Source organism: Anaerobacillus alkaliphilus, assembly GCF_004116265.1.
Lineage (GTDB): Bacteria > Bacillota > Bacilli > Bacillales > Anaerobacillaceae > Anaerobacillus > Anaerobacillus alkaliphilus.
On sequence record NZ_QOUX01000032.1, the window covers coordinates 1 to 11,878 of the forward strand.

15 protein-coding genes and 1 riboswitch are annotated in these 11,878 nt (G+C 40.0%); of the genes, 6 read left to right on the plus strand and 9 right to left on the minus strand.

The window, feature by feature from the left end; all coding sequences use genetic code 11:
• On the plus strand, positions 1 to 1,310 hold a 1,310-nt coding region (locus DS745_RS09020; protein ID WP_161568213.1), incomplete at its 5' end, for an S-layer homology domain-containing protein.
• A gap of 148 nt (positions 1,311 to 1,458) precedes the next feature.
• Here the strand turns inward: DS745_RS09020 and DS745_RS09025 are convergent.
• The 4 genes from DS745_RS09025 to DS745_RS09040 all read right to left on the minus strand — a co-directional run bounded on the left by DS745_RS09025 (position 1,459) and on the right by DS745_RS09040 (position 4,119).
• Complete coding sequence (locus DS745_RS09025) at positions 1,459 to 2,067, minus strand: hypothetical protein (protein WP_129077928.1); 609 nt, start codon at positions 2,065 to 2,067, stop codon at positions 1,459 to 1,461.
• Between the two features lie 354 nt (positions 2,068 to 2,421).
• Positions 2,422 to 2,814, minus strand: coding sequence for a DoxX family protein (locus DS745_RS09030; protein WP_161568214.1), 393 nt, complete (start codon positions 2,812 to 2,814; stop codon positions 2,422 to 2,424).
• Positions 2,815 to 3,124: 310 nt separating this feature from the next.
• Entirely contained in the window at positions 3,125 to 3,847 is a 723-nt protein-coding gene (locus DS745_RS09035) for a methyl-accepting chemotaxis protein (protein WP_129077930.1), read from the minus strand.
• Positions 3,826 to 4,119 (minus strand): HAMP domain-containing protein, encoded by a 294-nt coding sequence (locus DS745_RS09040; protein WP_161568230.1) that lies wholly within the window; start codon positions 4,117 to 4,119, stop codon positions 3,826 to 3,828. Before DS745_RS09040 ends, DS745_RS09035 begins: the two co-directional genes overlap by 22 nt.
• 29 nt (positions 4,120 to 4,148) lie before the next feature.
• Between DS745_RS09040 and DS745_RS09045 the strand changes: the two genes are divergently transcribed.
• On the plus strand, positions 4,149 to 4,349 hold the full coding sequence (locus DS745_RS09045) for a hypothetical protein (protein WP_129077932.1): 201 nt from the start codon (positions 4,149 to 4,151) through the stop codon (positions 4,347 to 4,349).
• Positions 4,350 to 4,537: 188 nt separating this feature from the next.
• On the opposite strand, the gene DS745_RS09050 is transcribed toward DS745_RS09045, so the two are convergent.
• A complete protein-coding gene (locus DS745_RS09050) occupies positions 4,538 to 5,791 on the minus strand; it encodes a DUF5667 domain-containing protein (protein WP_129077933.1) in 1,254 nt (417 codons plus the stop codon).
• Positions 5,792 to 5,854: 63 nt separating this feature from the next.
• Positions 5,855 to 5,938: riboswitch (cyclic di-GMP riboswitch) on the minus strand.
• 138 nt (positions 5,939 to 6,076) lie between these two features.
• Positions 6,077 to 6,373 (minus strand): CPBP family glutamic-type intramembrane protease, encoded by a 297-nt coding sequence (locus DS745_RS25505; RefSeq protein ID WP_129078150.1) that lies wholly within the window; start codon positions 6,371 to 6,373, stop codon positions 6,077 to 6,079.
• Between the two features lie 563 nt (positions 6,374 to 6,936).
• Here DS745_RS25505 and DS745_RS09060 point away from each other — a divergent pair.
• Genes DS745_RS09060 through DS745_RS09075 form a run of 4 tightly spaced genes read left to right on the plus strand, consistent with a single transcriptional unit; the run spans position 6,937 to position 10,488 of the window.
• Entirely contained in the window at positions 6,937 to 7,572 is a 636-nt protein-coding gene (locus tag DS745_RS09060) for a PspA/IM30 family protein (RefSeq protein WP_129077934.1), read from the plus strand.
• Positions 7,573 to 7,588: 16 nt separating this feature from the next.
• The gene (locus tag DS745_RS09065; protein ID WP_129077935.1) at positions 7,589 to 8,614 is read left to right on the plus strand and encodes a TFIIB-type zinc ribbon-containing protein; all 1,026 of its coding nucleotides are present in this window, start codon (positions 7,589 to 7,591) and stop codon (positions 8,612 to 8,614) included.
• A complete protein-coding gene (locus DS745_RS09070) occupies positions 8,614 to 9,447 on the plus strand; it encodes a TPM domain-containing protein (protein ID WP_161568216.1) in 834 nt (277 codons plus the stop codon). The genes DS745_RS09065 and DS745_RS09070 overlap by 1 nt, the downstream gene beginning before the upstream one ends.
• An 18-nt stretch (positions 9,448 to 9,465) precedes the next feature.
• On the plus strand, positions 9,466 to 10,488 hold the full coding sequence (locus tag DS745_RS09075; RefSeq protein ID WP_129077937.1) for an SPFH domain-containing protein: 1,023 nt from the start codon (positions 9,466 to 9,468) through the stop codon (positions 10,486 to 10,488).
• Positions 10,489 to 10,744: 256 nt separating this feature from the next.
• Here the strand turns inward: DS745_RS09075 and DS745_RS09080 are convergent, their stop codons facing one another.
• The 3 genes from DS745_RS09080 to DS745_RS09090 are packed head-to-tail and all read right to left on the minus strand — an operon-like array spanning position 10,745 to position 11,728.
• Positions 10,745 to 10,963 (minus strand): DUF2922 domain-containing protein, encoded by a 219-nt coding sequence (locus DS745_RS09080; RefSeq protein WP_129077938.1) that lies wholly within the window; start codon positions 10,961 to 10,963, stop codon positions 10,745 to 10,747.
• A 39-nt stretch (positions 10,964 to 11,002) separates the two neighbouring features.
• Positions 11,003 to 11,215: a DUF1659 domain-containing protein gene (locus tag DS745_RS09085; RefSeq protein ID WP_129077939.1), complete on the minus strand. Its 213-nt coding sequence runs from the start codon at positions 11,213 to 11,215 to the stop codon at positions 11,003 to 11,005.
• A gap of 18 nt (positions 11,216 to 11,233) precedes the next feature.
• A complete protein-coding gene (locus DS745_RS09090; RefSeq protein WP_129077940.1) occupies positions 11,234 to 11,728 on the minus strand; it encodes a sigma-70 family RNA polymerase sigma factor in 495 nt (164 codons plus the stop codon).
• Positions 11,729 to 11,878 lie beyond the last annotated feature (150 nt).

Genomic DNA, 11,878 nt, shown 5'->3' on the forward strand with positions numbered 1-11,878 from the left:
GGTCAATCGTTCCGGTAGAAACAAAAGGAAATGTAGTCTTCAGAAGCTCTCCGAAAGGAAAAGAGTATATTGAAGCAAATAACTTAACGTTCGTATCGTATCTTGGTGAAGGTGCAGATGGTTGGGCTATGTATAAGTTTAATTTCGAACAGCCAAAACAACCAACACCACCAGTTACACCAGTAACTCCTGTAACACCGGCACCAAGCGAAAAAGTCGTTGTTACTAACCCGCAAGTGACGAATGGTGCGATCAACGTTCCTATTGCTCAAGGAACAAAAGAAGTGTTATTACCAGCAAATGCAGCTGCTATTGACGGTAAGAATTCACTTCAAGTAACAGGTGAAAAAGTAACGGCAAGTATTCCAGCTGAAGTGTTGAAACAATTGCAAGAACTAGCAAAAGGAAAAGAGAATGCAAACATTTCATTCTCATTCAACAAAGTTAGTGAAAGCAACGTGGCAACATTAACAAACGAAGCTTCTAAGAAAGCAAATGCGAATGTTAAAGCTGCTGGAGAAGTGTATGACTTTGCGTTAGCAGTAGTCGATAAAGACGGAAAAGAAACAAAACTATCAACGTTCTCACAACCGATTACAATCTCATTAACAGTTTCTGAGAATGCAAACAAGAAGTTAATTGGCGTTTACTATGTGAAGGCTGATGGAACACTTGAATATGTAGGTGGAACGTATAAAGATGGTAAGTTAACTGCTCAAGTATCACACTTTAGTACGTATGCAGTTCTTGAGTTCAATAAAGAATTTGCGGACGTTCAAAAAGGATATTGGGCGTATGATGTGATTAAAGAAATGTCTGCAAAACACATTGCAAAAGGTGTAAATGCAAACAACTTCGCACCAAAACGTAATGTGACAAGAGCAGAATTCGCAGCATTAATCGTTCGTGCATTAGGTTTAACTGCAACAACTGACACTGTAACGTTTACAGATGTAGCTTCAACGAAATGGTATGCATCAGCTGTAGCTGCCGCAACAGAAGCAGGAATTGTAAATGGTAAGAGCGCCACTCGCTTTGCGCCAGAAGAAACAATTTCACGCGAAGAAATGGCAGCGATGATTGTACGTGCGTACGAATTCGCAACAGGCGAAAAAGTAGCAGATGCAACGAACGCTACATTCGCTGATATGGCAAATGCAAGTGCATGGTCAAAAGTATACATTAGTAAAGCGGCAGAATTAGGCTTAGTAAACGGACGAGGCAACAACCGCTTCGCTCCACAAGGCTTAACTGAGAGAGCGGAAAGCATCCAAGTAATTGCTAACCTTCTTGATAAGACTGCAAAATAGTACTAACAAAAACAGAGAGTGTCCCAAAAGCTATGCTTTTGGGCACTTTTTTTATGTTGCCTGGTGCCTGTCACCACCCGAAGCTAAACACTCCGAAATTTATCGTGCCCTGATGAAGAAAGATTTCATCAGGGCTGCTATTGATTATTTAGAATGTTTTATCTTCGTACAATGAAACCCCATATTCCTCAGCAAAATCTTCCAACGCATAAAGTACTTCTCTTTCTAGTTGGCGAGCCTCAGTCAATAACTGGTTGGCTGTTGTAATTTTGGAGGTATCTTCTTGTTCAACAGCCGCGACAATTTCAAGCATTCCCTGGATGTTTACAGAGACCATCCGATTAAGTTTTTCATGGGTTTCTCGAAATTCTCTGTCGGGGCGTATCGCTTCAATCTCTGTTAATAAACTTCCCCATGCCGGGATAAGTTCTATAGCAATTATATTAGCAAAGTCCCAGTCAGAGATTATTGCATTGGCAGAAGCCATTCTTGCCTCCTCGTAGTATTGTGCTAGTTCACCCATATCAGCAAAAATTGGTATAAGTAGGGCTAAATAGTCTTCGAACGCTTGACTATCCGGAAAAACCACCTTTTCTTCTGCAGGTTCCTTAGTATCATCTTCCTCTGTAGACTCCTGTGGTGAGTCCGTATTCAGGGACTCAATCTCTAAATCCTGCTCATTTTCATTAGCGTTATCATCGGGGGTACTGCACCCCACCAGAAAAATTGCTAATATGAGCATTAACAACCTTTTCAAAATAGCTATCCTCCCTTAGTTAGTTTTTTAGCCTCAGAATAAAAATTACCAGCTGCGAATAGAGGCTATTATCAAAGGTATGTATGTAGGAAAATGTCCTATGAACAGAATTTATGTTGGATGAGCGCTAAAAATGGTATATAAATACGCAGTGAAGGTGGTTTAAGAAGGTGTAGAGGGTGTCAAACGAAAGCTAGATTTGATTTACGGTCCGAACTAGGCAATTTACAGTCCAACAATGAGAAAATACGGTGTAAAATCAGTGGTTTAAAGTCCAAAAGGTTTCTTTACGGTTGGGGTATCCAGATACATTTTTGTCACTGTGACACCCCGAATTATAATTGGGTAGCTTGGCTAAACGTACATCTCTTCATTTTCTATTTGTCTAATTTTGATGACTAAAAGCAGGCATAGAAGTGTCGTTAAAACAATCTCTAGCCTAGCTTGATGGAGCGCTACGACAATTCCGTCATTCATAAGAATCGGAATTTTTGTAAAGAAGAATGCACCGAACATTACAAAAAGTAGAGCAGTAATTGCCTTCCTAATATGTAAATTATAAAGAAGCAAACCTCCACTCAAGATCTCCAAACAGCCAACCAGAGGTGCTAAAACGAATGGTAATGGCAAACCTAATGTAGCAAATCTTTCGTAGCCAAACTCAGGAACAATAAATTTGAAAATTCCATTCTGAATAAAAATGAAGCCAACGACAATTTGAATAATAATCTGTACTTGGTAAGACATCCGTTTCACCCCTATGTTCATAGATATGTATCAAAAAGGTGTGTTAGGACAAATTATTTTGAAGTTAACCTCGGTATTGCTAGTCTTGGAGAGTTTAAAGGGATTTTGGGATGATGAAAAGTGAAGGTTTAAAATTTCATTAGCTAATAAATTATTTTACGGTCCAAACTGAGTAATTTACAGTCGAAACAATAAATTTACAGTCCAAAAACCACCAATTTACGGTCCAAACTGTGTGTTTTACAGTCCAAATGAAAAAAAATTGAGAGGTAGTAAAAAATAGCCCAGACTCCTGGGCTATTTTAAAAACCTATACCTTAAACTTTCTCACTTTAACGCTTAGGTCCTCAGCTAAATTAGCTAACGATGTCGAAGATAAGGATACTTCCTCCATAGTGGCTAATTGTTCCTCAGATGAAGCAGCTACTTCAGATGTACTTATTGCAGCTTTTTGTGAAATTGATGCGACTTCCTCAAGGGTTGCATTGACTTGTTCGACACTTGCAGCCATTTCTTCACTAATCGCAGACACCTCTTGAATTTCAGAATTTACACCTTCAACCGACTCTAGTATCATATGGAAGATTTGTCCTGTTTCTTTTACTAGGGTTAATCCTTTATGGACTTCATTTGCGCCATTATTCATTACTTGGACAGCACGTGAAGTTCCTGCTTGAACGATTTCAATTAAATTAGCAATCTTGCTAGCAGATTTTTTAGATTGTTCAGCTAGTTTTCTGACCTCATCAGCGACTATTGAAAACCCTCTTCCATGCTCACCAGCTCGGGCAGCTTCGATAGCAGCATTTAAAGCTAAAAGATTCGTTTGATCAGCAATACTAGTTATTACAGCTACAAACTCATTAATCTCTTTTGAGTTATGATCTAAATCATTAATAACTCCACTAGTTTCACTTGCAGATTGATAGATTGACTCCATCTGCTTCATGACTTGCTGCAAGAGTTCATTTCCTTCATTGGCCTGTACGGTTGTTTCCTCTACGGTTTCTGCTACAACATTAGTGGTTTCCACCACTCATTGGATTCTATTGCTAGTTGACTAACCGCATTGGCGGACTCTATAGTATTACTACCTTGGATTTCAGAGCCACTTGCAACTTCCTGAATAGCTGTTGCAACTTGGTTGGCAGCAGAAGTAGTATGTTCAGCACTTGCCATTAACTCTTCAGCAGATGCAGCGACGTGTTCTGAAGTTTTACTAACATCATTAATTAATTCTCTTAAACTTAATCTCATTTTATTGAAGGAAAGGGCTAAATCACCAATTTCATCCTTGTTTTTTATATAACAACAACACTGAAAAGTCCATACTTATGGTTGAAGAACTAGTAAATTTAGCAAAGGAATATCAAGAGATTGCTGAGCTTTCTATTTCCTATAAAAAGCAAAATAAAGTAGATGAGATTTCAAAACTAATGCGTGAGCGAGGAAATGTATTAACAATAAGAATAACAGAGACTAGTGAACAAGTTCGCACTTATCAAGGGAATCAGCTTCACTTTACAATAAGATAATTTTTATGAGTGATAGCCAGAACAACCATTACCTACTTTATTCTACAATAATATCGGTACAAGGCTTAAAACTGTTTAGAGTATTAGCTGAATACACTGTTCTGTAACATTAGTGGATAAAAGTGGAATTTTACTTTAATAAGAAAATAAACATAACTCCCCTCGAAATGAGGGAGTTATGTTTATTCCTATTTACCTTTACCAGGGTTATTTTCATTTTCATTTTTGTTCTCGTTTTTCTTTTCAGATTTTCCATTATTAGTTTTAGGAAGAGCAGTTTTTTCTACTTCAACTGTTTTTTCTTCAGTTATACTATCAAACTTGCTTTCTTCAATTTCTGCTTGTTTAGTTGAGTTAGCAGGTTTGCTATTATCAGCTTTACTGTTAGTCTTATTTTGTTTGTTATCGTTTGCATCCTTGTTAGCTGACGCAATATTTTTCGTTTCAACTTGGTTAGAGACTACAGCAGGTTTTGAAGCTTCTTTCTGAACGATGGCCTTATTTGGTTTATTGGTGTTGGGCTCAGCTTTGTTCTCTATATCCGCTTGCTTATTAGCTACAGCAGGTTTGTTTGTTGCCACCTTTTCTAGACCGACATTCTGCTTTTGAGTCCCATTTGAACCAACTTTCTGGACGTTATTTTGAGTAGTAAGTAATGCAGTAGTAACTACTTCATCAGATGTTACAGGGACTTCATCAGTTTCATTATTATCCACTTCCGTATCTTCTACAACTGTTTTAACCTGCTGGCGTTTGTCTTTCTCTAATGCTCTTGCAATATTTCTCTCAAGAGCCTGTCTCGCACGGTCATTACCAACTTTTTCTAACGCGGCAGTTAAGGCAACGATGTTTGCGGCTAGTGTTGTTTCTGGATCAAGAGCCGTTTCTTCTTGATCTTCGGATACAGTACCATCAGTAATTTCACTTTCAGCTATTTCCGTGTCTTCTTCAGCAACTGCTTGTAACTGTTTATACTTTGCTAGTGCAAGCTCTTGTTGTTCAATTGCTTTTTGTATGATTTCATTGGCACGGTCTTCCTCGCCTAATTTAAGTAATGCTGTAGCTTCTCTAATTCGTTCTTCTGCAAAAGAAGCAAGTAACTCCGCCTCTTTTTCCGTATCAAACGTTAAAGCGAGTTGAACATTTTCCATTAAACTTTTTATAAAGTATAGAAAATCTCCTGGTAGAAGCTTTGGGGTATCAGCAATGATTTCCTCTTCAGCTGTTGTTTCAGCTTCGGTTTCGTCAGTTTTTAAATCTTCACTAACTTCTGCTGTTTCTTCGGTTGCTGTCTCTTCTTCAACTTCCTCTGTTTGAACATCAGTCTCTACAACAACTTCTTCTTCGATCGTTTCTTGATCATTGTCAGCTGCTACTTGCAATGTACCTAAACTGAAAATGAGAGCTGTTGCAATAATACTTGTCCTAAAAAACTTTGACATAAAAAATCCCTCCAAGATGTTTTTTGGAAGAAGTCGGAATGAACTGGGGACCATTCACCATTCTTCAGCGGTCCAGCCACCATAGTAATGTACCGTAGGCCTGTGACTTTGCGTCTCTATTTTTCAATAGATTTGCCTTTTTCAAATTGAGAACTAAATGTTTGTTCACCATTATCTTAATTATACGTTAGGCAATTAGGGAAATCATGCACTTTTTTACTTAATTACACCTAGTACTTTTGTCTACCGGTGCCTGTCACCACCCGAAATTTGTCGAATGGAAATTTACATACCAGGAGGAATGTACAAGTTTAAAAACATAAATACTGATAAATTCCCTACATCGACAAGCATATGTGAGTAAAGGGACCATCTCAAGCTTCTTGTCTTGTAGCGAATAAGTGACCAAACCACGCCCATTAGGAAAAGTGAGATATACATATGAGTTGATTTGTTGGCGATGGAGAAGACGCCCCACATAAGCGGGTGGCTTAATACGAAGAAGACTGTAGAGTAGGTAATGTTGAGCCATCTAGGTAAATTTCCACCAGCATCTAATAGTAACCCAGTAGAACAAGAAATCTATTTTTCTTAGAAATATGACTCACCTCCTTTTAATAGGTAAATTATACCATAAGGTGATATTTTACTACATAGAAAAAATAAGGCTGATACACGTGGAAGGGGGAGTCCCGTGTGTCAGCCTTATTTTTATATCAAATATAAAACCGAGTACGTATCGTAATTATTGCTTGTCTAATGCTTCTTGTTTGGCGTTCTCTAACATTTCGTTAATCGTTTCAATGTATTCTTGTAAACTCATTTGTTAAACACGCTCCTTTTTAAGTTTCTAGTCATAGTATTGCCAGGTTATGAAACTATTAAACTCTAGTTATACAATTTTTTTTAGAAAAAATTAATTTACAGTCCGAAACGATTAGTTTACAGTCCAAAATAAAAATTTACAGTCCAAAACGAGCATTTTACAGTCGAAAAAAAATATTTACAGTCCAAACCGACAAAAATACAGCATGGGGTATGCAGAGCGACAAACTCCCTGAAACTTTTCCTGACCTATTTCGTAAAAGTAGTATTACATTTATAATGAATAATGGGAATATTAGGTAGAGTGGAGGGAGTCTGACATGAGTTTACTAAAAAGATTTCGAGATATTATGGCGAGTAATATGAATGCAGCGATCGATAAGGCTGAAGATCCTGAGAAAATGCTTAACCAGTATTTGCGTGAACTACGCAGTCAGCTAGGAACTGCTAAGGCTGAAGCGGCAACAATGATGGCAACAGAGCAGCGAGCAAGACGGCAGCTCGATGAGTGTTTGGCAGAGATCAATAAATTCGAGCGTTATGCAGTACGCTCGTTAGAAATGGGAAATGAAGCGGATGCAAGGCAGTTCTTAGATAGAAAAGCACAGGTTGCCGTAAAGGAAGCTGAGTTGAAGCAAGTGTATGAACAAGCGGCCGCCAATGCGAAAAAGCTACGGGAGATCCATGAAAAGTTTCAATCAGATATTCAAGAGTTAGAAACTCGTCAAATAGAGTTGAAGGGCAAGCTTTCTGCAGCAAAAGTCCAACAGAAGATAAATCGAGGTTCTGAGTTGGAGGAAAAAGCGGAACGTACGTTGTTTGAAGCAGAAGCTCTGGCCGAACTAAATTCACCAGACAATGAGCTAGACCGCCTACTAGAGGAATATACTCAAAAGGATAGCTCTAGCGTTGACAATGAACTAGAAGCGTTAAAGAAAAAGTTAAACGGCAAGTAGTTAGGGAGGTGGAAAAATGCTTATTCATTATAAGTGCCCAGACTGTGGGAATGATATGAAGTTTAGTAGCGAGACGGGGAACCTTGCTTGTGATAGCTGTGGCAGACAGGATAATATAGAGGAATACCCAAAAGAGTTTATAACCCATGAGTTTGCAGAAGGGGAAACGGTTGAGTATCAATGTAACAACTGCGGGGCGGTTGTGTTAAGTGATGCTGACACCGTGGCAACAACTTGTTGCTTCTGCGGAGCAGGAGTCGTGATGGCTGATCGATTGTCGGGAAAACTGGCTCCGATGAAGGTAATCCCTTTTACCATTAGCAAGGATCAAGCGAAAGAGGCGTTTAAAGCTTGGTGTCGGAAAGGACGATTAACACCAAAAGGATTTATGACGGCCGACCGAGTTCAAAGTGTCACCGGAATGTATGTCCCTTTTTGGCTATATGATTTGCGTAGTATTGGAGCCGCAGATGCGGTCTGTACCCGAGTTCGGACTTACAGTCAAGGCGACTACAATTATACAGAGACAAGTTTTTATGATGTGCATCGAAAGGTCGATCTCAAATACGTGAAAGTTCCAGTCGATGCCTCGGAGAAAATGGATGACGAACTCATGGATAAACTAGAGCCATACGATTACCGTGAGTTAAAAGATTTTAACACGCCATATCTTGCCGGCTACCTTGCGGAAAAATATAATTATGACGACAAACAGCTGTTTCCGAGAGTGAAATCGAGAGTTGATGAGTACGTAGATACTTACATTCGATCGACAATTACGGGTTATTCAAGTACAAGGATTAAGCACAAAACGATTAATACGAAGCCAATGAATGCATATTATACGCTCATACCTGTATGGATGGTAAGCTACGATTATAACGGGAAGCTTCATATGTTTGCGATGAACGGGCAGACAGGGAAAATTGTTGGCAAGCCACCGATTAGTTCGGGAAGAGTGGCGGCCTGGTTTTCTGGAGTTGCTGGTGGTACGTTCGTGGTGATTAAGTCAATTGCCTGGATGATGGGAGGTGGCATCTAGTGAAGAAATGGCTATTATTTATTCTCATTTTTCTCTTGCTACCGATTGAAGCACTAGCTGCTCCCCAGAAAATCTTTGATTATGCCGAGCTGTTAACACCCGATGAAGTTAGCCAGCTTGAAAGCTTAGCTACGACTTATAGTGATCAACACCGGGTTGATATCATCGTCTTAACAACCAATCAAACCGACGGAAAATCGATTGAACAATACATGGGAGATTTTGTTGATGAACAGGGATATGATGACACAGTTATTATAACCATTGATATGTTAGAGCGTGACGTGATGGTCGCAGGATTTGGTAAAGGGGAAAAGTATGTAGACAATTATCGAGGCGATATCATTCTTGAAGAGATTACTCCATATCTTTCAGATGGAAACTTCTTTGGAGCGTTTCGAGAATTTATTGAACAGGCGAATTACTACTTGGGTGTCGAACCAGAAGTGCGTTCAACGCCTAACCCTAGTCCCAATCCAAGTCCGGGCTACAACAGTGACGTCAACTATAATCGAAATTATCAGCCTGCACAAGACAATATCTTTTTCGAACTATGGTTTCAGCTTTTGGCCTCAGTAGTTGTTGGAGGTGTGACAGTTGGGATCATGGGTTACTATTCGAGCGGAAGAAAGACGACTAACGCCAGAACGTATTTAGATGTAGGACGATCCGCGGTAACCGCAAGTTATGATCGATTTGTTCGGAAGACTGTTACCAAAACGAAGAAGCCATCGAGTAACAACAAAGGTGGTGGCGGCGGCTTCGGCGGCGGTGGTGGTGGAGGATTTACCGGCGGAGGCCGTTCATTTAGCGGAAGTAAGGGGAAATTTTAATATAGAGAGGAGAACGTCATGTTTTTTCGAAATCAATTTGCCAATGTAGTTGAGTGGGAAGAATTCAGAGATGATATGATCTTTTGGAAATGGAGCAATAAAGAAATTAAAAAAGGTAGTAAGCTGATCATTCGTGCCGGTCAGGATGCGATTTTTTTACACGGAGGAAGAGTTGAGGGTATCTTTCGTGAAGAAGGCGATTACGATATTGACTCGCAAATCATTCCTTTTTTATCGACATTAAAAGGCTTCAAGTTTGGCTTTAACAGTGGGATGCGTGCGGAAGTGCTGTTCGTCAATACGAAGGAGTTTATTGTAAAATGGGGGACACGGAACGCGATCAATATTCCTCATCCACAACTTCCTGGAGGCATACCAATCAGAGCGAACGGAACATTTAATGTGAAGGTTAGTGATTACATCGCTTTGATTGACAAGATTGCTGGAATTAAGTCGAGCTACTATGTAGAGGATATTCGACTAAGAATTACGTCAGTGTTAGATCAGCTGTTGATGGAGTGGATCACAAGAGAAGGTAAGGATATGTTTAACCTTCAAGCCAATGCGTTTGCCATTTCAAATGGTATTCGCGAAGACCTCGATATGAGCGTAACCAATGACGGTTTATCGATCACGAAGTTTACGGTGATGAGCTTTAATTACCCTGAAGAAATTCAAAAGATGATTACGAAATCGGCATCACACACAATGGTTGGTGATCTAGGTAAGTATCAGCAAATTGAAATGGTTAACGGCATGGCTTCTGGTAAAGTTCAAGGTGGCGGCACAGCCTCCGACATGGCCGGCATGATGATGGGCATGAATATCGCCAATGAGATGATGAAGAATATGAACCAGAATAATCAGCCAAATCAGGGGCAAGGTCAGGGGCAAAATCAGAACCAAGGGCAACCTCAAAATCAAGGTGTCGCACCAGCACCGCAAGAAGGTAACAAAACACGCCCAAATTTCTGCCCGAATTGCGGCACGAAAACAGGCGACGGCAACTTCTGCTCAAATTGTGGGTTTAAGTTGGTGTAGAGTAGACGTAAAAGCCAGTTCATTTTAGGATGAACTGGCTTTTGTACGTTTGTTTAGTGAATATTTTGAAGTTATCTAACTATCTTAGGCAGATAAATCGTTCATATTGGGCTGGTTTTTCTATAATGTTGGATGCGCACACCGGTTTATTGTCCGAAACAAGGGATTTATTGTCCATTGAAAGAATTATACGCACTGGGGCAGTGCCTCCATATACATGCAAAAGGGAGGCACCACGCGCCTCCCTAACGTCTACCTACAACATCCCTACCTGCTCAACATTGCGCTCAACAACTCGCGCGCCGACCTTGCTCACTAAGAAACCGCCGTTTGACACGAACGCGCCTTCTGCTAACACTAAATCCATGACCAATGACACCTTCGCCGAGTCCACCGGTTCAATCGGGTCATCTAACGAAATCATTACGTTTCTGCCAATTTCATTTTTAAAAATTAGTTCAATTTTCTTCGCCATTTGTATTTACCTCCTTTCCTGATTTAATCAAACACTTAATTAAGAAACTGCATACTGGTTCGTACGTGTCACAATTTGTGCTGTGTGAACCTGCAATGACAGCAATGCTTCAGCCGTCGTGCGCAGCTGCGCGTCTGTAGCTGTGTTGTTAATATTGGAAAAGTTCTTCGTTTTGAAGATTTCCTTCCCTTCTTCGTCGTAGCCAGCCAACAGGTGCAACGTTAACCGCGAATGTAAAATGTTTGCGCTCATCTCATCACCCCCTTCACTCTATACATACATGTCGCAAGTTAAATGGGTGGGGAGGTGTAACTTTATTTTTTTGATTGCCTCAAATCGCCATGACTTTACCGTGTTGATCGAGACGTTTTGTTCCTTTGCAATTTGACTCGGACCTTTCCCAAACTCAAGGTACTCCATTAGCCAAAACTTCTCTCTTTCTGAAAAAAAGGGGAGAACGGTTCGCAATGAGATCGTCACCCAAGTAGAAGTTACTCCCGCTGGAGTTTCCTCAATTGATCTAGGTCCGGAAAATCTCGCATAGTAACTACGTTCCTTGTGCAAAAAATTGAGCATTCGTCCACGAATATACTTTTTCAGATAACTAGGAAAGTAGCCTTTGCCTTCCTCGTAATTTTTACTCGCATCCCACATTGCTAGTAAGCCAATTTGGTAAAGTTCTTCATTGTATTGGTAAGCTCGTAGCACTTTGATTTGTTTCTTAATGATCGGTTCGAATCTTTCAACTAACTCCTCAAACTCCATTTTCTAGAACACTCCGGCGGAAAGCGCGCCTTCCAAATATTCCGCGGTTACCTTTATTATTGCGGTTCGGACTGAGAGTGTCATATCGTTATACGTAGCTTAGGAAGCTCTATACTAAAAGCTTTACTAGGTGAAGATTTAAACCCTAGA